A 20579-nucleotide genomic window follows, 5' to 3' on the forward strand; every position below is an offset into this window, starting at 1 on the left:
AACCAAGAGCACTACATACATCCTAATCGACTAATTACATCCTAATGGACTATGTACATAGCTTTTGTGGTACCGAACATGAGGCGGTCTTTGTCGTCGCCAATATTAGGTCTAAAGTGCATGCTACGGTGCTCAATTCGTCCCAATAATCGTTCGCTCGCCCAGGTTGTCAGGCCGGTAGTGGGCGAGAGGTTAAGGATGCGAGAGTACGGCGTGTAGTGAATATCTACCTCCTCAATCGCCAATAAGACAGACCTGTCTGTTGCAACCGGTACCGCATCTGTGATGGTGTAATTGAGCTGGTGTTTATGCGCCTCGCTGAGTGCAATGCCATCCCACGTCAGTACGAAAAGACTGCTGTTGCTGTAGCTTTGATTGATGCATAGGATTTCTGGGGAGCTATCACCCATGACATCCAAAAACTCTAAGATATCGCATTCATACTCCGTTGCTATTGCAATACTCGTATAGTTACCTCTATCGCCTTCCCAAAGCTCAAGCTGACCATAAGTTGAGGACGCTAGCAATGAGGTGGTTGAGCTAGTAGCAATCACAGCGAAATCCAGCACATAGTCCGTATGGTCAAGGCTATCAATCAGTATTTCATTGTCGATATCCATAATATTGATGGTTTTGCTGTCAACGTAGATAGCTTCCTGAATACCGTCGCTATCATGATCGAAGGCGTCAACCTCATTTATGTTGTTGTAGTAGTCACCTTGAATTTCCCAGTGGATACTGAGGTCGTTCAGTTGCAGCGCTGAGAAAATGCCATCATAGGTTTGCGCGGAGGCTATGAAAATATCGCCTAAGCCATCCTGGTTGTAGTCGGTGACTATTCCATAGCGTCCACCTTCCCAGTTGTCGTGATTTAAGGGTTTGGCGACAAAGGTTCCACTGCTATCTAGCAGCGTGAGAGTTTGGCCATCGTAGCCCGAGTTGGTGGAACTGACACTGAATACTGCATGTTCAGTGTCACCCTCTGATACCGTCCACCCAGTGCCAAAGAAGGCGTCCAATTGTCGCGTGTCATCTTCAGAGATTTCTACCGTCGGCGTGTCATTTAGTTCGGCTAGAATCAGAGAGTCTTTGCCAGTGGAAGATTGACCTGTGCCCCAGACAATCTCCAGAGAATCGTCATCATCCAGATTGGCAACGGCAACGCCCTTTGAGCCGTGTCCTTGAAGGCCGATGGTCCACTTTTCTATTAGCCCCGAACCATCCCAGTCGAATGCCTTCATGCTGCCCCATTGGCAGTCACCACTCAACAGCTCCATTGCGGCGTCAGCGTCCACATTGGCTGCCTTGATCACACAGGTATTGTTGCTGGTCGTTGAATACAGCAGCGATTTGGAGAGATAGGAGTACACGTGCGTTTGGTTCCAATTTCCGCCACCAACGATTTCATCTACGCCGTCATTATCGAGATCGGCAGCCAATATGTAGTTGTCGCCAAAGGCTGATCCTCTGAACCACTGGTTTTCCCAGGTGCTGGTGTCGTACACAAGTCCGGTATTAACTATGAGTTCATAGGCTGAGTCGTTATCTACATTGCCAAAGGCTAGCGAGTAAGTGTATGTGCCAGAAAGAGACTTGGAAAATAGTTCTATGGGCGATTCTCCCAAAGAGATAACAACCAGTTTGGCATCTGAACTGGAATAGCTTGAGGTGGATAAAATTAGTGCCACTTCCAATTGATTGTCAGCATTGAGGTCTATGAATTGCGCGCTGCGTACATAACCTTCCGTCTGCCAGAGCGTTCGGGCTAAAGAATTTACGCTGGCAATGTGATTAATGCCTTTTTGCGTAACGACATAGATTTCATCTGTTTGCTCATCTACCGAAGGGGAGGTATGGATTCCGACAATATCGCCAAGAGTTGGCATGGCGTAGGGGTACATCCAAGTCTGCAAGTAGTTGCCAGTATCCACTTTGATTGTAAATAGGCGATTGCGACCATCGGTAATCAGGAGTTCTGTGTCTTCAGTTTGGGTAAACTTTCCGGGGATTATTCCACCGTTAAAGCTGGGTACTTCCACGCCTGATCGCACAACTGGGCTGGGCATGTCATCGGCGTACACAGATATTGCAACTTGTTGCGTTTCCCCTTCAGCTGCCCCTTCAAAAGTAAAATATACGGTAGAGATGTTAAACAAGGCGCTATTGCTGGCTTTCCATGTAACAACGCCTGACGAGTCAATCGATGCACCGGATGGCGCGCTGATCAGATCGGCTGGACTTTCCTGCGGGCTTAAATCGGGGTCGAACATTAAGGCTGTGAAAGTGACGATTTCGCCGGCGTTTGCTGCGGAAGGGGCCCCTTGAATATCAAGTGTCGCCGGAGTGTCGTGTATTTTGAAGGTGAGCGGGTCTGAGCGAGTGGCGCGCTTCCCGTCACTAGCAGTCATAATAACTTTTACTTCATCGCCAGCTTTGGCTGTGTAGGCTGGAAGTGTGGTGCCCGTCACTCCTTCAACCAAGACATCATTAACATACCATTCAAAGGTGATGGTAAGGTCCTCTGTGGGGGTGTCATTGTCGTAGACATAACCGGCAGTGATGGTAATCGTATCAATCGTTTTGGGTGAATAGGTGTTGAGATATGGCTTGCTAACCATTGGCGCAAAACCCATTTCGTCAATCGCGACGAGTAGGCTGGCAGTCATGTCGGCCGCAAAGAATTCCTGTATGTCGTCAAAATAGGCACCAATATCGTATTCCCCATCTGCATTGGTGTCGATGGTGAAAGATAGGTAGTCACTACCATAGTATTGAGTTGAACCGATAAACTCGAATTTGGCGGTGTCGCCATTTTTCCCTGATATTGTGAATTCACCTGAGTCCACATAATAAAAGCTGTCTAATGCTTCGATTACATCGAAACGGAGTTTACCGTGGGTAGAGATGTATACCTCAGCATCGATATCTACCTCGTAGTCTTTGAAGCTCCTCTGTGCCTTAAGCAGAAAGGACTCCTTAGTCTCGCTTTCTTCAATATAAACGCTGTAATTACTTGAGTAGCCGGTTAAATCGTCGTTCTCGAACTCGTAGAAGCCTGTCGCAACAGTTTGATGGTCTGCCAAATTGAGTCGTGTTTCATCAAAATAAATGATCCCCGAGCTTAAGTCTTCGGAGTTAATAGTGATAATTGCTCGGCCGTTGTACAGCATCTCACTATAGTAATGTGCGCAGTTATTAAATCTCACCTCCAGATTGCCAAGACCCTGTGTGCTGAGTGTGCCCGTAAGGCGAACACTGCCGCTTGAAAAGCAGTTAATGTCCTTGGTGACATTGGTGGAGAAGCCGTCTTCACTAAATGGAAATAAAAAGGCTTCCGATGGCGGGAAGGGCAACTCCATTAGTGGCCCAACCACGATCATTGCTGCAGTTTGTACACTCTCGCCAGTAACAGGTGCATCATCGCGAGTGCCGGTATAAAGACTTTCGGCATAGCTCTGAAAATTTGTCTTCAGTTCGGATGCGCTTTTGTTTTCAGGTGCTTGTTTCACCAGCTCTTTCGCGCTGGGAGTAGGTGTAGGTGTAGGGGTAGGTGTAACAGGAGTAGCACTTGAAGAACTGCCACCCCCTCCGCCACATGCGGCTAAGGTAACAATGAATAGAATGCTGTGTAAAAGTGCGGCAGTACGCCGAAAGAGGTGATTCATAATGTTCGTCCTTGAAAGACCAATCCATTAGTTTCTTGTGTTACTAAACCCAAATTTCATGGGTTATTTGCCTAGTACTTCTTCGCGCGATACTTTGCCCGGGCTTAATGCTTTTGTCTAGTCAAATTTCTCGGGTTGTACTGACTCTCAGGGCATGCCGGGCAGGTGTATGGGTGGTATTTATAAGTATACGTTTGCTACATCTTCAGGTACGCACAAGCGCGCCATTTAAAGCCTCTGCCTTGGTAAGTTAAAACTCAAAGATATTGTCGAGTCGGTGGATGTCTTTCCGCACCAATGTTGGGGCGACTAATGTCTACAAAAATGGCAAGTTGTGGGGGTTGGGGCAGCCCTACTACCGCAGTTAGAGGGCGCCGTTCGCGTTTGATCCTAATCAAGGGGGCATCAACCTGACGGCGCACGCTATGTGATGTGAGTGATTATCCCAAATCTTATACCAAACTGTTTCGCTTGTGAGCGATTAACTGGCTTCGGAAAGTCATCACATATACCGCATCAACATCGCGTAATCCGCTTTCTCGCCCAGCTGCACACCGTCCGGTAATTGAATGCGCACTTGATGCCCGCTGCCTGGGGCGGCGTCTATGGCGTGGCCTTTTTTGTTCTCGATGGCGGTTAGGTGAAAGCGTTGGTTGCCGGCTGGCGTAATCAATTCCACCTGATCGCCTTGCTCGAAACGATTCTTCACATCGAGCGTTAGCCAGTTGTCTTTGACCTCCAGCGCTTCGCCCACAAATTGCTGGTGCACGTTGGCGGAGTTGCCCTGGGTGTAGTTTTGGTATTCGCTGGGTACGTGGCGGCGGTAGAAGCCCTCGGTGTAGCCGCGGTTGGCTAGGTGATCCAGCTCTTGCATTAGGTTCATGTCGAAGGGCTTGCCGGCGATGGCCTCGTCTATGGCGCGGCGGTAGACCTGGGCGGTGCGGGCCACGTAGTAGTGGCTTTTGGTGCGGCCTTCGATCTTCAGTGAGTGAATACCCATCTTTACCAGGCGCTCCACGTGCTGCACGGCGCGCAGGTCTTTGGAGTTCATGATGTAGGTGCCGTGCTCGTCTTCGTAGGCGGGCATGTATTCGCCGGGGCGGCTCTTTTCCTGCAACAGCACCGGTTGTACTTCGTCGTTGGGATCGAACAGTTGCGGCTTATCCACGGCAATCAAATCACCCAGCTCGTTTTCCTTGGCCTCGTGGGCGTTGTATTCCCAGCGGCAGGAGTTGGTGCAGGCGCCCTGGTTGGGGTCGCGGTGGGTCATGTAGCCCGACAGCAGGCAACGGCCGGAATAGGCGATACACAGGGCGCCGTGCACGAACACCTCCAGCTCCATGTCCGGCACCTGGTTGCGAATTTCTTCGATTTCATCGAGCGACAGCTCGCGCGATAAAATCACCCGCGAAATACCCTGTTTGCCCCAGAACTTCACCGAGGCCCAGTTGACGGCGTTGGCCTGTACCGACAGGTGCACCTGCTGCTCGGGCCACTTGTCTTTGACCAGCATAATCAGGCCCGGGTCCGACATGATCAGCGCGTCGGGCTTCATCTCGATCACCGGCTCCAGGTCGCGCAGGTAGGTTTTCACCTTGTCGTTGTGGGGCGCGATATTGCTGGCCAGGTAGAACTGCTTGCCCAGACCGTGGGCCTCTTCTACGGCGGCGGCCAGATTTTCCAGCTTGTTGAACTCGTTATTGCGCACCCGCAGGCTGTAGCGGGGCTGGCCGGCGTAGACGGCATCGGCGCCGTAGGCGAAGGCGAAGCGCATGCTTTTGAGGGTGCCGGCGGGGGAAAGCAGTTCTGTCATGGGGTAACTCATACGTAAATACCAATTGGGCGCTATTCTATCTGAATACCCTTGAGGGGGCAGTGCTTTGGCCGATATTCATAGCGAGGTAATTAACAGGTGGTAACAGCTTGGACTTAGCAGCGGAAAATCAACGACTACAGGGCATAATCGACCGATTAGTCACCCGGATCGACGAAAATCAACGCATTGCCCAGCGGTTTCAGGCCTTTGAATTTCAGCTATTGGAGGCTGCCTCCCTGCCCGAGCTGTTTGAAGTACTTATCCACCAGGCGCCGGCACACTTTAAATTACAGGCCATCAGCCTGGTGTTGTTCGATAAAGACTATGTGCTGGAACAGTTGTTTGAGGCGCTGGATTTAAAGCATTGGGTTCCCAGGGTGCAATTGCGGCACCGGGAGGACTTCTTCGAGCAGCTCTACGGCCAGCGCCAGCAGCCGGTTCTGGGCGAGCTGGATGCGCTGGCGCAGGGGCGGCTCTTTCCCGGCGCCAGCGCTGTCGCTAGTTGCGCGCTCTTGCCCCTGAGGGCACAGGGGCGCCTACAGGGCAGCCTGCACCTGGCCAGCGAGCAGGCCGACCGCTTTACCCCCGACAAAGCCGCCGACTTTCTGCAGCACCTGGGCGCCATTTTGGCGCTTTGCATTGAGCACTGTGTGGCCCGCGAACAGCTCAGGCGCGAGGGCCGCCAAGACCCGCTGACCCAGGTGGGCAATCGCGTTGCCTTTGAGCAGGATTTACACCTGGAACTGGCGCGCGCCGAGCGCAACCACCAGCCGCTGAGCTGTTTTTTTGTGGATTTGGATCACTTCAAAAAAATTAACGATAACTTTGGCCACGCGGTGGGCGATATGTGTTTGCGCGAAGTGGCGCAAGTGCTGCAAGTGGAGCTGCGCAAAACCGATGTCCTGGCGCGCTTTGGCGGCGAGGAATTCGTGGTGTTATTGCCCGTGTGCGATGCCGATCAGGCGATGGAAACGGCCCAGCGGGTGGGCAAGGCTATCGCCGCCATGACCGTGGAAACCACCGCCGGCCAGCCGGTGCCGTTGACGGCGTCTATCGGGGTCTGCAGCTGGGAGCCGCGCAAGCACAAAATTCCCCTAGAGGCCCTGGCCGATGCCCTGTTGCGCCAGGCCGATGCGGCCATGTACCTGGTCAAAAAGGCCGGCCGCAACGGCGTGCGCTGGCAGCCGTTAATTGTTCAATAAGCTGTCGGTGTTGGGTAACTTGATGCGGTAGAGCTTGCGCCATTTTTTACCGGTTACCCAAAAGGTGTCTGACGGCGAGTGATAGGCGATGCCGTTTAAGGTGGCCTCCTGCGGCAGGCCGGCCCAGTGCAACCGGCTTTCTGCGGCCACCAGGTCGCTCAAGTCAACCAAGGCAACCACCGCGCCCGAATTGGGGTGAATGGCCATCATGCGGTTGTCGAACCAAATGTTGGCCCAAATCAGCCCGCGCGCGAATTCCAGCTCGTTCAGGCGATTGAGCGGCTTGCCGGCCAAGGTCACGGGCAGGCTTTTTAGCGGGGCAAAGTGGCTGTCGCGCCAGGTAAGGGTGTGGCTGCCGTCGCTCATAATGAACGCCTGCTTAGCCCAGGTGAGGCCCCAGCCTTCGCCCTCGTACTGGGCCAGCGCCTGCAGGGAAAAGTCTTCGGGCGCTAAACGTTTAGCGATGCCCTGGCGCCAGGTAAGCAGCCACAGCTGCTGGTTCGCCAATGCCAAACCCTCGGCAAAATCCTTGCGGGGCAAATGCGTTAACGTGGGAGCAAGGCTGCTTTCTGGGCTGATGGGGTAGCGCTGAATAAACGATTTACCGTAGCCGCCGCTGGATTCAATGAACTCATCGCCGCTGATGATTAGTCCCTGGGTAAAAGCCAGGTTGGGGTGAGGCCGGCTGTCTAGTAATTCGTAAGCAAGGGGCACGGGCGCGGCTTGCACAAGACTTGCCATGACAAGCAACACGATTGCCAGTACATTAGGCACGCAATTTTTCCTGGGAGAGTGTCGTTGAGTCGCATTAAATCATTTATTTGGCTAACCCTGCTAGGCGGCCTGGCCGTGGTTTTGCCCCTGTGTATTTTACTGCTGGTGGCGCTGTGGTTTTACCAGCTGCTCAGCAATTTTTTGGCGCCGGTCAGCGCCTGGCTGGCTCCCTACGCCGGGGTGTCGGCCACTGTGGCCGATGTGACCGTGATCATGGGTATGTTGCTGAGTTTTTGTTTAATCGGTTTGCTGGTGAAAACCAGCGTGGGTGCCTGGATTCACCGGCAGTTGGAACGGGTGCTCAAGCGCGTGGCGCCGGGCTATAAAACCATCAGCGATGTGGTGGGCCAGTTTTTGGGGGGCGGCTCTAGCAGCTCGCTGCTGTCTGGCGAGGTGGCCTTGGCGCGCATTTACGGCGCCCAGGTGCCGATAACCGTGACCGTCATTGTAACGGCCAGACACGACAACGGCGACTTTACGGTATTCATGCCCACGGCACCCATACCCACCTCGGGCGTGGTCTATCACTTGCCAGCAGAGTGTGTTGAATGTTTGCCGCACATTTCCGTGGAGGCGGCCATGCGCACCATCATCGCTTGTGGTGCTGGCTCGCAGGCGCTAAAACCGGCAGTCAATTAGCGGCGCTCAGATTAAAGCGTGTTTAGTTAAAGGTTTTCATTTTCACTTTCGCGCAGCGTGACGTATTTAATGGCCTCCTTCACCGCCTTGCGCACCTTCTTTTGCATTTCCTCTTGCTCTTGGGGCGACAGGAAAAAGCTCATATCTACATCGTGCCGGATGTAGCGGGGCGGCAAATGGTTTAGCGCCACACAGGCAACGTCGGCCATAAAGTCTGCATCTTCGAGCGCGCGCTCGCTGCGCTTGGCGATTTCGTCCAGTACCAGGGGTTCGTAAAAATTGTGGATGGAGTCTACGCCGACGGGCAGTTGTTCCCGGCGTCGGCCAGCGTGTAGCAGCATAGGTGTGTCCTCGTGGTAAACCCCTAAAGTGTAGAAGACCTTGGCGGCCGGCGCTTGCCTCGGGCTATGTCGCGCAGCAGAAAGCGGGCCGGATGCAATGCTTTGATGAGTTCCGGGTGCAGTGGCGGTGGCGTGTTGTCGGCCAGCGCGGCCAGGTATTCGGCGCACAGGGGCGTGTAGGCCAGGCCGCGCGAGCCGTGGGCCAGATTAACCAGCAGGTTAGGCCAGTAGTGGGGTGCGCGCGGCACGGCGGCGCGGGCATTGCGCGCGAGCGGCGCGTACACCTGGGTCATGGCTTCGGCATCGGCAAGCGGGCCGACAATGGGCAGGTAATCGGGGGTTGTGCAGCGAAACCCTACCTTGCCGTCGGTTGGCTGCAGGCTTGCTGTTGGCAGGTCGGGCAACAGACCTTCTAGCTGCTGCAGGTTTTCGCGATGGTCGGCATCGGTCACCGCCGGGTGGGTGTTCTTGAGTGTGAAGGTGGCGCCCAGGCTGTGTTGCCCTTGATAGGCCGGCGCCAGGTAACCCTCGCGGGTAATCACGCAGCGCAAATCGCGGAGCGGCGCACGGCTCGGCACCTGTGTCACCTGGCCGCGAATGCTTTTTAAGGGCAGGTGGCTCAGCTGCTCGAACTGCGCGGCCTGATAGGCGCAAGCCACCACCAGTAAATCGGCGTCTAGGGTTGCGGCCTGGTCTGAGACCAGGCGCCAGCGATCCGCTGGCAGCGGCACTAGTTGCGTGGCGCGCCAGTGAAAGTGGCAGTGGATGCCTGGGTGATCGAGCAACCAAGTGCACAGTGCGGGTGGATTTAACCAACCTGCCTGCGGTAAAAACAAGCCGCCGTTGGCCACCGGCAGCCCGGCCAGGGCGCTGGCCTCTTCGGCAGAAACCCAGCGGGCCTGAGTGCCGGGTAGCGGCGTGCTGGCGGCTTGTTGATGAGCGTCGTCACTTGCGCCTGCGCTTAATTGCAGCACGCCGCAAGCCGCGCCCTGTTCAGGGTGTTGCGCCCAAAATGCCTGGTAGGCCTGTTGGGCGTAATTGAGCGCGGCCAAATTGAAGCGCCCCTGCGGGTGGCGCTTGGGCGAGAGCTTGGCGTATACCACGCCCTGCGCATTGCCCGAGGCGGCCGTGGCGGGGCCGCTGCCGGCGTCGACCACGGTGACCTGCCAACCGCGCGCCGCCAGTGCGCGGGCGGAATGACAGCCGGCAATACCGGCGCCAATGACCAGTGCGTGTTTGCCGGCGGGGCGGCAGTGGGTGAGCTGCCAGGGCGTGCTGGGGCGCCCGTGTGTGGGTGGGGCGACGTCTGCTTTGGATTCGGGCCGGCCCGTAAAGCTGGCAGTGAGCATTTCGCGCTTGCGCCCAAAGCCGGGGGCTTTTTGGGTGGCAAAGCCGGCGGCGTTAAGGCCACGGCGCACCAGGCCGGCGCTGGTAAAGGTGGCCAGTGTGGTGCCCGAGTGCGACAGCTTCGCCATGCAGGTAAAGAGCGCGGGCGTCCACATGGCGGGATTTTTGGCCGGCGCAAAGCCATCTAAAAACCAGGCGTCAACCTGACAGCGCGGAGCAATAAAATCTGGGTGCTGGTGGTGTAAGCAGTGGCCGAGGCCGCGGGTGGCATCGTCGATAATCAGGGTCAGACGGATGCGACCACCGGCCAGCGAAAGCGCATATATTTCATGTTCCAGATGTTCTGGGTAGACGGCCAATAACGACTGGGCATGGGCTTCGAGCGCGGGCCAAAGGGAGAGTGCCTGTTGCAGTTCGGCTTTATTCAGCGGGTACTTTTCGACACTGAGGTAGTGCAATGTAGCCGTGGCTGGGGCTGTGGTTAGCCACAATTCCATCGCCGCTAAAAAATTCAGGCCGGTGCCGAAACCTGTTTCTGCCACAGTGAAGTGGTCTGCGTTTGCCAGTGCCCGCCAGCGCTCGTCTAAATGGTTGTGCTGTAAAAACACATAGCGGGTTTCTGCCAAACCGTCGGCTTTGGAAAAGTAGACATCGTCAAAACGCGCGGAATAGGGCAGGCCCGCTTGCCACTGCAAGTTGCTTTGGTTGGCGGTTTCAGTGTGCGCGGTGATATCTTTGTCGGCGTCGGAGGCGTCGGGTGTGTGCACGGATCGGAGTTTTCCTTGACGGGGTGATCAGTATGTCATTTTCAATGTGGGGAAAGGCTGTAATTTTTCGTCCAATAGGTTAGATTCTGACACCATAAGGTCGCCGTGCAAGGCGCCGTTAACAATAACTGAGTGATCTTTGGACCCATTATGACTTACCCCTTGATTGTTTCGCCCCTGTACATCGCACTGTGCGGTTTGTTAATTCTGGTGCTCGCCATTCAGGTTGTGCGCAGCCGGTTGAAGCACCGGGTGGGCGTGGGGGCAGGCGGCCATCCCGAACTGGAGCGGGTAGTGCGCGTGCACGGCAATGCCACAGAATATGTTCCTATTTCACTGCTGCTGTTAGTGGCCTTGGAGCTTACGGGCGGCGCATCTTGGCTGATTCATACTTTTGGCTGCAGTTTATTTGTGGGGCGCCTGTTGCACGTGTGGGGCCTTGGCCACAGCGCCGGCCCCTCCAAACCCCGCCAATTGGGTATTCTGATCAACTGGCTGATGATGCTGGGGACCTCGGTGTTAATTTTGTGGCGTTTGCTGCTGCCTTAAGGCGATCCTATTTAACCTAGAGCTGCCACGTCTCGATCAACCCATCGCACCACTCGGCGATACGTGTGTCGCTCAGCTCAAACTGGTTTTCATCGTCGAGCGCCAGGCCGACAAACCACTGTTGATCGTCTGTTAGCGCCTTTGACCCTTCAAAGGTATAGCCGGCTACTGGCCAATAACCGGCAGGGTGTGCGCCGGCGGCAACGAGCTTGTCGTGCAGGTATCCCATAGCGTCTAAAAACCACTCGGGGTAGCCGATCTGATCGCCTTGACCAAACAGGGCTATGGACTTACCCGCCACATCCACGCTATCCAACTCTGGCCAAATATTTTCCCAGTCTTCTTGCAGTTCGCCGTAGTCCCAGGTGGGTATGCCCAGAATTAAATAATCGTAATTATTCGCCAGGGCAATGGGGTGATCAGCAATGTTGTGGCAGTCCACCCTTTCGGGGCCCAGGTGGCGCAGGATTTTTTCGGCGGTCATTTCCGTGTAGCAGGTGGAGCTGCCGTAGAACAGGCCGATAGGTGCGTGGCTCATTGCGCGTCTGCCCAGCTTTCCAGCCATGTGTCCAACCAACTCAGTGCTAGCGCCTGTGGGTCTTCGCCGGTCATAGCGTCGATTATCAATGGCTCGCCGTCGCGCACGGCACCGATGTCGGCCAAGGCAGCATCCAAGCGGTGGCCGGCCTCGGCAAAGGTGGGGTAGCAGCTGTCGCCCAGAATCACCATGCGATAATGCTGGCCGGCAATGGCCGGATATTCCTGGGTTAATTGCGCGTAAAGTCCTTGGATGTTGTCGGGCAGATCGCCGGCGCCGGTATTGGAGGTACAAAACAGCCACAGGGCGTCTTTGTTATCCAGCAGGTCCTTAGCTCTGGGGCAGTTCTCCACGCGCGCGTTGTGCCCTGCGGTTTCCAGTTTACGTGCCAGCGCCTGTGCAACGCCTTCGGCGGTGCCCATCACTGTGCCTACAAAAAGAATCACGTTTGCCATTGATTGTTCTGCTCGTCGATAAATAAGGGCGGCATTTTAGTGCTTAACGCGCCCCGGTAAAACCCAATTGGCGCCAGGCTTCGTAAGCGACGATGGCGACGGCATTCGATAAATTGAGACTGCGGGAGTTGGCAACCATGGGGATACGCAATAGATTGTCGGGTGCAAATTCCTCCCGAATGTCAGCCGGCAGGCCCCGTGACTCGGGCCCAAACACCAGCCAGTCGCCCGCTTGAAAGGAGGCCTCAGCGGGGGCTATAGTGCCTTTGGTGGTGAGAGCAAACAGCCGCGCTGGGTTTGCCCGGGCGCGGCAGCTGGCCCAATTCGGGTGGCGCTGCACCGCTGCCCATTCGCTGTAATCCAGGCCTGCGCGCCGAAGCTTTTTATCCTCCAGCTCGAACCCTAGAGGGTCTACGAGGTGTAGTTGTGCGCCCATATTGGCACACAGGCGGATGATGTTACCGGTATTGGGCGGAATTTCGGGTTCGAAAAGGACAATATTCAACATGGCTACGTGTCGTTCCAAGGCGGAAGGGTGCGTGCGAGCACCAGTTAAGTATTCGCCTAACATACTTGCGGGAAGTTATTGATATAACTACAGTTATAACAGTTTGGGGCTATTCTACGGCAATTGCGGCCAATTCTCATTCATAAAAAATTAGCCGAGCGATTTAATCCCGCAATTGTGCAACCCGTGAGGCCCCGCCCATAGGGGGTCACTTTAAGGTGGTTAATGCGCGCACCATATGGCCAACGGTAGCCGCAATCCGCCCATAGCAGGGTACCATTTGAGGAAACACTGAGTGCTTAAATCGTTGTGGTCTCGGAAGCTACCGCCAGGATTAGCCGGGCTTCAGTTCCGCCCTGGCCAACTTAACTTTGCCCATTGTGTTCGCGAGGGCGAACAACCGCAGCTGCGCTTGTGTGAAAATCTGGATACGGACGACACTTGGCCTGCGCGCACGCAACTATTGACCGAAAGGGTCAAAACCCTGGGGCTGGCCGGTGTGGCGTGCAATCTGGTGTTGGAGCCCGAGCACTACCAGTTATTTATGATGGATGCGCCCAAAGTGCCAGCCGAGGAATTGCGCGAGGCCATTAAATGGAAGGTGAAAGATCTAATCAGCCAGCCCCTGGAGGAGACGGTCATCGATGTGATGCCGCTACCGGATGATTGCGGTCGCGCCGAACAAAACTTGGTGTACGCCGTGGTGGCAAATCGCAGCTTTGTGGTGAATGCGATTGCCGCCATTACCGACGCCAAATTAACACTCAGTAGCATCGACATCGATGAAATGGCCGCCAGAAATCTAGCGCAAGCGGCTGCACCGGGCCCGCGCGGGGTTGCGCTGGTGCATTTAAACCAGGGGCAGGGTGCCATGACGTTGGTCAAAGAGGACTGTTTGTACCTGTCGCGCAGCTTTGCCCTGAATTACCAGGCCGGATTGCTAGACGACTTGCCGGTAGACGCACTTATTTTGGAGCTGCAACGATCCTTCGATTATTACGAGCGCCAGTTGGGGCAAGTGCCCCCGGCGCAAATCTGTTTGTACGGCGAGCATGTCACGGCCGACAAAATTACCGATGAATTGCGTCAAGCATTTTTTGGCGTGGAGTTCAGCGTGCTGTCGATTGGCGCATTGGTGGCGCCCGACGAACAATTCGACGAAGCAGTGCTGCAGCATTGCGCCTCTGTTATTGGTGCCAGCTTGCGACAGGAGTCTGCGGCATGAGTTGGCAGCAGGTAAATTTATATCTTCCCGAACTGCAGCCCAGCCAGGAGCTGTTAACGTTTAATCGCCTCCTGGGTGTGTGCGTTGTGGTGATCTTGGCATTGGCGATCATGAGCACACTGGCAACCTTTGAGACGGGCAGCCTAAAGCGCGAGATCGAGGCCAAGCAAGCGGCCATGGATCAGGGGCAGGCAGCGATTGCGCAAGTGTTGGCGGTGTTGCCGCGCAGCCAGGCGGCGCAAGTGCAGCGCGAACTGGATGAGCTGCGGGCGGAGTTGGCTCGACGCGAACGTATCTATGTGCTGATCAATCAGCAAGACGTGGGTAATAGTGATGGTTTTGCCGGCCAGCTGTATGCGTTGGCGCGCCAGCATCAACCTCAATTGGCGCTGCAATCTTTTGCACTGCAGCGCGGCGGCCAAGCGGTCGACCTTCAGGGTGAGGCCTTATCCGCCGAGGCAGTACCACAATATATTCAGCGCCTGCAGTACGAGCCCGCCTTCGAACGGGCGGTTTTCGGGCGTCTAGTGTTGGAGCGACAGAGCAGTGGTCGGGTGACATTTGCGCTGCAACATGGCGAGCAAGTGCAAACTGCCGGAGGCGCCAATGGACAGCGTTAATCAATACCGCGCAAAATTTGAGCAGCTCAACAGTCGCGAGCGAGGCTTAGTGTTGCTGGTGGCCGTGGTACTTATTTACGGCCTTTGGAGTATTTCACTGGGCAGTCTGCAGGACGCAAGCCAGCGACAGCTCCACTCCCAGTTGAGTCAATTAGAGCAGGATTTGCAGGCGCAAACGCAACAGTTGACTGAGCTGCGGGCTAAACAGGGCATCGATCCCGATGCAGAGCTGCGTCGCCAGCTGGCGCAAACCAAGCTCGATATTCAGCGCATAGACAACCAGTTATCGGGATTAAGTGTGGGGCTAATTCCTGCTCAGGAGTTGGCCAAGGTGGTGGAAGGCGTTCTTGTGCAGTCTAAATCACTCAAGTTGTTGACGCTGGAGACGCTACCCATTAAACAATTGGCGCTTCAGGACGCCAATGTTGAAAACAATGCGGATCTTGTCACCGGCGTGTTTAAGCACAGTGTGCGGGTGAAGTTAGAAGGTAACTATTTTGCGATTGCACGCTACCTGACGGCCCTCGAAAACTTGCCGTGGCGTTTTTATTGGGCGAATCTGCACTACGAAGTACAGCGCTATCCCAATGCCGTTACAGAGTTAGAAGTCTATACCTTATCTACAGAGCGAGGAAATTTGGGTGTTTAGTTCCCGCAACATCCGTGTAAGGTTTTTGCGCGTGATTGCGATGCTGGTTGCGGGCTTTGGTGCGCCGATGCAGGCGGCTGAGCAGCCCCTGGCCGACCCCACGCAGCCGCTGAATTTTCAAGCCAGTACTCGCGCAGCCGTCAGCTATCACCTGAACTCGGTCTTTATTTCCGAGCAGCGAACAAGGGCGATAATCAACGGGCAGCTGGTGGGGGTGAACGATCAGGTGGGTCAGGCCAAAGTGCTGGAGATTAACCCGAGTAGCGTGGTATTGCACACGCCAGAGGGGCGCAAGACTTTGCAATTGCATAAAACGATAAAGCGCGCGCGCAGCGGGCAATAGGACGTCATGGTGAAAATGAACGCATACTCAGCAGTAACATTTAGAACCCTGTACCGACAGTGCTTGCTGTTGTCGGCAGTGGTTTTAACCGCATGTACCTCTGCGTCTCGGGAAGACCATTTCTCCATCGAAAAGGAAATGGCGGAGGTAACTGCTAGCACACCGCAAAAAGCCGCACCACAGGTGCCCGAAAGTGTCAGCGACAGTTTGCTCAATCGCCGCGCAGTTCCGAATGCTGTTGTTCCCCGATTTGATGTGTCCGTAAACGACGTCGAGGCCAGGGCATTCTTTATGGGGCTCATAGACGGCACCGAAACCAATGTGGTGGTGCATCCAGGCGTGGCAGGAAAGTTGTCGCTTAACCTTAAAAATGTCACGGTTCAACAAGTGCTGGAGGTGGCGCGAGACATTTACGGCTACGAGTTCAAGGAACGCAACGGTATCTACACAATTTATCCGCTTGAATACCGCACGGAAATGTTTCCCATCAATTACCTGGATATTCGCCGAGTGGGTATCTCAGATACGTCGGTGCCGGTGGGGCGTTTGGACTCGGGCAATAGCAGCAATAGCAACAGCAGCGGTGGCAATCGTTCAACGGGTGGTCAGTCGGGGTCGACCAACCCCAATTTGCTGGGTATGTTTGGTGGCGCCGAGGCTGGCCAGGGCGGAGGTTCTATTTCTGCGGGTTCGCAGGTTCAAACCCTGTCTAAAACCGATTTTTGGGCTTCTCTGCGTGAAACGCTTGTGGCGATTATAGGCGGCGAGTCCGACCAGCGGCGCGTAATGATATCGCCGCAGGCAGGCATGGTGGTTGTGAAGGCGCTGCCGGGTGAACTGTTTGCCGTGCGCGAATTTCTTGAGCGCTCGGAGATGACCGTCAAGCGACAGGTGGTGATTGAAGCAAAAATTCTGGAAGTGAAATTGCGCGACCAGTTTGATGCGGGTATAAACTGGAATGCCATCAGTGGCCAATTGATGCTGGCGCGCAATGTATCAGAATTTGAGTCGCCCAATAATATTACCCTGGCGGCGGAAACTGGCGAGCTCTTTTCCTCCCTGCTCAAAGTAAACGATATTTCTCAACTGCTGGATCTCTTGGAAGAACAGGGTAATGTGCAAGTGCTTAGTAGTCCGAGAATTTCCACGGTAAACAATCAGAAAGCGGTCATTCGCGTGGGATCTGATGAATTTTTTGTGACGGGGTTGTCAAATAATACGACCTCCAATGCGTCGTCCACTACCAGTACGCCAAATATCGAGTTGGCGAGTTTCTTTAGTGGTATTGCCTTGGATGTAACGCCGCAAATCGCCGCCACCGGCGAGATAGTGCTGCACATTCATCCGGTGGTCAGTAATGTGAAAGACCAGGAGAAAAATCTCACGATAGGTGATGAAAAATTCTCGCTACCGCTGGCTGTGCGCGATATACGTGAAACTGACAGTATTGTGCGCGCGGAGAGCGGGCAGGTGGTGGTGCTGGGTGGTTTGATGCAGGAAGTGCTGCAAGAGGTTAACGGCAAAACACCGCTGCTAGGTGACGTACCTGGTGTGCGCGCGTTTTTCAACAAGCGCGATTATCAAAAAGTGAAGACGGAGCTGGTTATCCTGTTGCGGCCCACTGTCGTGGATGCCAATACCTACCAGCAGGATATCGAGGCGAGTAATCGACGCGTGAAAGCGCTTGGTAAAACCTACCGCGATATATTCGGCAAGGAGTGACCGGTGTATACCGACTTTTTTGGTCTTAACGAAAAACCGTTTTCGCTGACACCGGACACACAGTTCTTTTTCAATAAGCTCAGTCACCGGCACGCGCTCAATACCATGCTGGGCGCTATTCAGAACAACGAAGGTTTTATCAAGATAGTGGGCGAGGTGGGCACGGGAAAAACGCTCCTGTGCCGCAAGTTATTGTCGCTTTTGGGTGAGAACTATCAGGTGGTCTACATCCCTAATTCTTATCTGACACCAAACGAACTAAAGGGCTTTGTCGCTTCGGAGATTAACGCCGAATTTCACGTGGAAATGCCAGCATATCAACTAATGGGGGCTATCTATCGCCGATTGCTTGCCTTGGTGAAACAGGGCAAGCAGGTGGTATTAATCATTGATGAAGCGCAGGCCATGCCCCGAGACACCTTGGAAGCGCTGCGTCTACTGACGAACCTTGAAACCGATAAGCGCAAGCTGTTACAGGTGGTATTGATTGGACAGCCGGAATTGGATACCACCTTGGCGCGTACCGATTTGCGGCAGCTCACCCAGCGCATTGTTTTTACCGCCGCGTTGACGCCCTTGAGCCGGCGAGGCGTTGCAGAATATGTTGATTTTCGGCTGAATTCTGCCGGGCGCGCCGATCCGTTGTTTTCACCCCTGGCGCTATTGATGATTTATTGGGGCTCCGGAGGCATACCTCGGCTGGTTAATTTGCTTGCCCATAAGGCGATGATTGCCGCTTTTAACGAAGGTGAGTCGAGCGTCGGGCGAAGGCAGGTGGCCGCGGCACTACAAAGTACGCCAGAGTCTACGGTATTTGGTCGAGCCCTGGCACTGGGCGGACATTGGCTGTGGCCAATCATCGGTGGGGCGAGCGGCGTGGCGGCCTCTGCCATGCTGGGGGCCGTGTTGTGACTCAGGAACAAGCGACGGCACAAGCTGCAGGACTAAATGCGCAGCGGCTGGTGGACGATCTTCCTGACCCTGTACCTGGTTTTGTGGCGCAACCGGTGGCGCTGACGACCCATTCGTCGGGTAAGTCGATGTTACTGGTGGCTGGCGTGCTCGCATTTATTGTGGGGTTTGGCGGGCACCAGTGGTGGCTCAACGAAGTGTCGTCAGCAGCGGATGTTGCCGTGGCCGCCGCGACCACAGGGGTTACCGGGAATGATCCCGTCGATTTATCAACCCGCACAGATTTGCCGGCAGCGGTTCCTTTGGCTGGCGAGATAGCTTCACCTGCCTTGCGGCCGCAACCCGTGTTGCGCACGGCGCAAGTGCCGGGCGGGGATCCAATAGACCCGCCAGATGAACATCGAGGACATGGCATCGCCACTGTTGTGGATACGCCACAGCAGGCGGCCCATGCAGGACCATTTGGTCAAGCTCCAGCGGCGGGCCGCGCCCACCTTGCTCGCGCCAATAATGCTTCGAATCAAGGGGGTGGTCGCGATGACCCGGACACCCAGGCGCGCGAATTGCGGCGTTTGCAACTGGCGTTATTGCATCAGAAAGCTGAAGCAGCGCTGGCAAAAGACCGTCTTACCACGCCATTGAGCGATAGCGCAGTGTATTACTACCGAGAAATGTTGGCACTGGATGCGCAAAATCCCGTGGCCAAGGCCGGCTTATTGCGCGTTGCCGAGCGCTATCGAGAGTTCTATCGCCGCCTGTTGGCGCGGGGTGATCAGCGTGGCGCGCAAGATATGTTGCTACAGGCGCAGGCACTGGCACCGGAGACTGGTCACCAGATTATCGACACAGATACACCGGTTTCATTCACAGCGCCCAGCAACGCGCCCGCGCCGACGGCAGCAGCTCCGGTGCAATCCCCTGGCGTGGTGCAATCCGATAGCGCGCGGCGTGTTCAGCTTTTGCAATTGGCGCGTCAAGCGATCCATCAAGGTCGCCCTCAAGATGCCATTACCGTGCTGACCAGTGAGTTGCCGCAAGCCTCCACAGACGGCGAGTTGGTTGAACTTCTGCACCAAGCCTATGTGAATGCGGGCCACCTAAGTGACGCCGTGAATCTCCGGATCACATTGCGCGGTGCGGTGGCTGGCTATCGCTTGGCTCGCATGCACAGTAGCGAGTTGCTGCAGCAGGGTAAGGTGGATGAGGCCATCAATGTGTTAGAGCGCCAACTGCCCGAATATGAAGAAGACGGCAGCTACTATGGTTTGCTCGCGGGTCTCTATTACAAGGCGGCACGTTATCGGGATGCGGCGCAGGCCTACGAAAAACTGCTGGCACTTAATCCGGAACTCGGCAGCTACTGGCTGGGCTATGCCGTGGCACTGGATGCACAGGGTGATGCGCGCGCGCTGCAGGCCTTCCAGCGGGCAGCGCAAACACTGTCTTCAAATGACGCAGCTAGAGAGTACGTTTTGCAGCGTGTACGTGAACTAGGGCGTGGCTAAGGGTGGGGAGTTATCGTGACTGAAGGAAGGCAACGAGTTCGCATAGGCGATTTGCTGGTGGCCAAGGGCATGATTACCGATGCCCAATTAGAGCAGGCCTTGCGCGAGCAAAAGCTCTCTGGGCGCAAGCTCGGCCGTACGCTAGTGGAGCTCGGTTATGTGGATGAAAACGCCATGCTGACGTTGTTGTCCACACAGCTTAAGATTCCGTTTATTGAGCTTAAACAATTTCGCTTCGACAAAGCCCTGATTCAAACCTTGCCAGAAACCCAGGCCCGCCGTTTTCGGGTAATGCCACTAAAAGAAGACGCCAATGGCATTTTACTGGGTATGGCAGACCCAACCGATATCTTTTCGCTGGACGAATTGCAGCGCATTCTGAAGAAGCCCCTGCACCCAGCAGTGGTGCGCGAGGCAGAGCTGCTGGACGTACTCGACATTGCCTACAGTCATCAAGATCAAATCGCCAGCCTCGCCGAGGAGCTGGATACCGAACTTGAAGAAACCGCCATCGACTTGGCCGATGTGGTAACTGATGCTGGTCAGGAAGAGGCGCCAGTGGTCAAGTTGTTGCTACATATCTTTGAGGATGCCATTAATGCCAAGGCATCGGATATTCACATAGAGCCAGATGAAACTGTGCTAAGGATTCGGTTGCGCATCGACGGCGTTTTGACCGAGCAGGTGATGAACGAGCGGCGTATTGCGGCGGCCCTGGTGGTACGTTTGAAACTAATGTCTGGGTTGAATATTTCAGAAAAGCGTCTGCCCCAGGACGGTCGTTTTAATCTGAAGGTGAAGCGGCGCAGTATCGACGTGCGTTTATCGACCATGCCAGTGCAATTTGGTGAATCGGTGGTGATGCGATTGATCGATCACTCAGACGGCGTGCGCTCACTCGACGACGTGGGTATGCCGCCGGCGTTACTGACTACTTTTCGAGGGCTCATTAAGCGCCCCAATGGTTTGATTCTGGTGACAGGGCCCACTGGTAGCGGCAAG

General features: G+C 55.1%; 19 protein-coding genes. 11 read left to right on the plus strand and 8 right to left on the minus strand.

The genetic code is table 11. The annotated features are described in order from the left end of the window. Positions 1 to 41: 41 nt before the first annotated feature. Both ACW8F6_RS01655 and trhP read right to left on the minus strand, forming a co-directional pair. On the minus strand, positions 42 to 3665 hold the full coding sequence (locus ACW8F6_RS01655) for a hypothetical protein (protein WP_491574098.1): 3624 nt from the start codon (positions 3663 to 3665) through the stop codon (positions 42 to 44). A gap of 502 nt (positions 3666 to 4167) precedes the next feature. Continuing rightward, positions 4168 to 5478, minus strand: coding sequence for a prephenate-dependent tRNA uridine(34) hydroxylase TrhP (gene trhP, locus ACW8F6_RS01660; protein ID WP_491574099.1), 1311 nt, complete (start codon positions 5476 to 5478; stop codon positions 4168 to 4170). Between the two features lie 110 nt (positions 5479 to 5588). On the opposite strand from trhP, the gene ACW8F6_RS01665 reads away from it, so the two are divergent. Further along, positions 5589 to 6683, plus strand: coding sequence for a GGDEF domain-containing protein (locus ACW8F6_RS01665; protein ID WP_491574100.1), 1095 nt, complete (start codon positions 5589 to 5591; stop codon positions 6681 to 6683). On the opposite strand, the gene ACW8F6_RS01670 is transcribed toward ACW8F6_RS01665, so the two are convergent. Next, entirely contained in the window at positions 6669 to 7457 is a 789-nt protein-coding gene (locus tag ACW8F6_RS01670) for a glutaminyl-peptide cyclotransferase (protein WP_491574101.1), read from the minus strand. The two genes, ACW8F6_RS01665 and ACW8F6_RS01670, sit on opposite strands and share 15 nt — an antisense overlap. 24 nt (positions 7458 to 7481) lie before the next feature. Here ACW8F6_RS01670 and ACW8F6_RS01675 point away from each other — a divergent pair, with 24 nt between their 5' ends. After that, a complete protein-coding gene (locus ACW8F6_RS01675) occupies positions 7482 to 8096 on the plus strand; it encodes a DUF502 domain-containing protein (protein WP_491574102.1) in 615 nt (204 codons plus the stop codon). A gap of 26 nt (positions 8097 to 8122) precedes the next feature. On the opposite strand, the gene ACW8F6_RS01680 is transcribed toward ACW8F6_RS01675, so the two are convergent. Beyond that, on the minus strand, positions 8123 to 8437 hold the full coding sequence (locus tag ACW8F6_RS01680) for a late competence development ComFB family protein (RefSeq protein ID WP_491574103.1): 315 nt from the start codon (positions 8435 to 8437) through the stop codon (positions 8123 to 8125). Positions 8438 to 8460: 23 nt separating this feature from the next. After that, positions 8461 to 10551 (minus strand): bifunctional tRNA (5-methylaminomethyl-2-thiouridine)(34)-methyltransferase MnmC2/FAD-dependent 5-carboxymethylaminomethyl-2-thiouridine(34) oxidoreductase MnmC1, encoded by a 2091-nt coding sequence (mnmC, locus tag ACW8F6_RS01685; protein WP_491574104.1) that lies wholly within the window; start codon positions 10549 to 10551, stop codon positions 8461 to 8463. 150 nt (positions 10552 to 10701) lie between these two features. Between mnmC and ACW8F6_RS01690 the strand changes: the two genes are divergently transcribed. Continuing rightward, positions 10702 to 11100 carry an MAPEG family protein gene (locus ACW8F6_RS01690; RefSeq protein WP_491574105.1) on the plus strand — a complete coding sequence of 133 codons (399 nt, stop codon included), beginning with the start codon at positions 10702 to 10704 and terminating at the stop codon, positions 11098 to 11100. 16 nt (positions 11101 to 11116) lie between these two features. Here ACW8F6_RS01690 and fldB read toward each other — a convergent pair whose 3' ends face one another. Genes fldB through trmL form a run of 3 tightly spaced genes read right to left on the minus strand, consistent with a single transcriptional unit; the run spans position 11117 to position 12601 of the window. Further along, on the minus strand, positions 11117 to 11638 hold the full coding sequence (fldB, locus tag ACW8F6_RS01695; protein ID WP_491574106.1) for a flavodoxin FldB: 522 nt from the start codon (positions 11636 to 11638) through the stop codon (positions 11117 to 11119). After that, positions 11635 to 12093 (minus strand): flavodoxin domain-containing protein, encoded by a 459-nt coding sequence (locus ACW8F6_RS01700; protein ID WP_491574107.1) that lies wholly within the window; start codon positions 12091 to 12093, stop codon positions 11635 to 11637. Before ACW8F6_RS01700 ends, fldB begins: the two co-directional genes overlap by 4 nt. Before the next feature lie 43 nt (positions 12094 to 12136). Next, complete coding sequence (gene trmL, locus ACW8F6_RS01705) at positions 12137 to 12601, minus strand: tRNA (uridine(34)/cytosine(34)/5-carboxymethylaminomethyluridine(34)-2'-O)-methyltransferase TrmL (RefSeq protein ID WP_491574108.1); 465 nt, start codon at positions 12599 to 12601, stop codon at positions 12137 to 12139. Positions 12602 to 12896: 295 nt separating this feature from the next. Between trmL and pilM the strand changes: the two genes are divergently transcribed. The 8 genes from pilM to ACW8F6_RS01745 all read left to right on the plus strand — a co-directional run. Further along, positions 12897 to 13826, plus strand: coding sequence for a type IV pilus biogenesis protein PilM (pilM, locus tag ACW8F6_RS01710; protein WP_491574109.1), 930 nt, complete (start codon positions 12897 to 12899; stop codon positions 13824 to 13826). Further along, positions 13823 to 14446 carry a PilN domain-containing protein gene (locus ACW8F6_RS01715; RefSeq protein WP_491574110.1) on the plus strand — a complete coding sequence of 208 codons (624 nt, stop codon included), beginning with the start codon at positions 13823 to 13825 and terminating at the stop codon, positions 14444 to 14446. The genes pilM and ACW8F6_RS01715 overlap by 4 nt, the downstream gene beginning before the upstream one ends. Then, positions 14433 to 15095, plus strand: a complete 663-nt coding sequence (locus ACW8F6_RS01720; protein WP_491574111.1) for a hypothetical protein — start codon at positions 14433 to 14435, stop codon at positions 15093 to 15095. The genes ACW8F6_RS01715 and ACW8F6_RS01720 overlap by 14 nt, the downstream gene beginning before the upstream one ends. Beyond that, the gene (locus ACW8F6_RS01725; RefSeq protein ID WP_491574112.1) at positions 15088 to 15438 is read left to right on the plus strand and encodes a hypothetical protein; all 351 of its coding nucleotides are present in this window, start codon (positions 15088 to 15090) and stop codon (positions 15436 to 15438) included. Before ACW8F6_RS01720 ends, ACW8F6_RS01725 begins: the two co-directional genes overlap by 8 nt. A gap of 15 nt (positions 15439 to 15453) precedes the next feature. Next, the gene (gene mshL, locus ACW8F6_RS01730; protein WP_491574113.1) at positions 15454 to 17160 is read left to right on the plus strand and encodes a pilus (MSHA type) biogenesis protein MshL; all 1707 of its coding nucleotides are present in this window, start codon (positions 15454 to 15456) and stop codon (positions 17158 to 17160) included. A gap of 3 nt (positions 17161 to 17163) precedes the next feature. Then, a complete protein-coding gene (locus ACW8F6_RS01735; protein WP_491574114.1) occupies positions 17164 to 18072 on the plus strand; it encodes an ExeA family protein in 909 nt (302 codons plus the stop codon). Beyond that, the gene (locus tag ACW8F6_RS01740) at positions 18069 to 19577 is read left to right on the plus strand and encodes a tetratricopeptide repeat protein (protein WP_491574115.1); all 1509 of its coding nucleotides are present in this window, start codon (positions 18069 to 18071) and stop codon (positions 19575 to 19577) included. The genes ACW8F6_RS01735 and ACW8F6_RS01740 overlap by 4 nt, the downstream gene beginning before the upstream one ends. Before the next feature lie 15 nt (positions 19578 to 19592). Then, positions 19593 to 20579 (plus strand): GspE/PulE family protein (locus ACW8F6_RS01745; RefSeq protein WP_491574116.1); only part of this gene is annotated, 987 nt, incomplete at its 3' end.

The sequence above is a fragment of the Simiduia sp. genome (assembly GCF_058345725.1).

Excerpts from the sequence above, each read along its gene's own strand:
- fldB (WP_491574106.1), bottom strand. The coding sequence starts at position 11,638 with ATGAGCCACGCACCTATCGGCCTGTTCTACGGCAGCTCCACCTGCTAC.
- mshL (WP_491574113.1), top strand. The coding sequence starts at position 15,454 with ATGAACGCATACTCAGCAGTAACATTTAGAACCCTGTACCGACAGTGC.
- trmL (WP_491574108.1), bottom strand. The coding sequence starts at position 12,601 with ATGTTGAATATTGTCCTTTTCGAACCCGAAATTCCGCCCAATACCGGT.
- ACW8F6_RS01655 (WP_491574098.1), bottom strand. The coding sequence starts at position 3,665 with ATGAATCACCTCTTTCGGCGTACTGCCGCACTTTTACACAGCATTCTA.
- ACW8F6_RS01680 (WP_491574103.1), bottom strand. The coding sequence starts at position 8,437 with ATGCTGCTACACGCTGGCCGACGCCGGGAACAACTGCCCGTCGGCGTA.
- ACW8F6_RS01715 (WP_491574110.1), top strand. The coding sequence starts at position 13,823 with ATGAGTTGGCAGCAGGTAAATTTATATCTTCCCGAACTGCAGCCCAGC.
- ACW8F6_RS01720 (WP_491574111.1), top strand. The coding sequence starts at position 14,433 with ATGGACAGCGTTAATCAATACCGCGCAAAATTTGAGCAGCTCAACAGT.
- ACW8F6_RS01700 (WP_491574107.1), bottom strand. The coding sequence starts at position 12,093 with ATGGCAAACGTGATTCTTTTTGTAGGCACAGTGATGGGCACCGCCGAA.
- trhP (WP_491574099.1), bottom strand. The coding sequence starts at position 5,478 with ATGACAGAACTGCTTTCCCCCGCCGGCACCCTCAAAAGCATGCGCTTC.
- ACW8F6_RS01690 (WP_491574105.1), top strand. The coding sequence starts at position 10,702 with ATGACTTACCCCTTGATTGTTTCGCCCCTGTACATCGCACTGTGCGGT.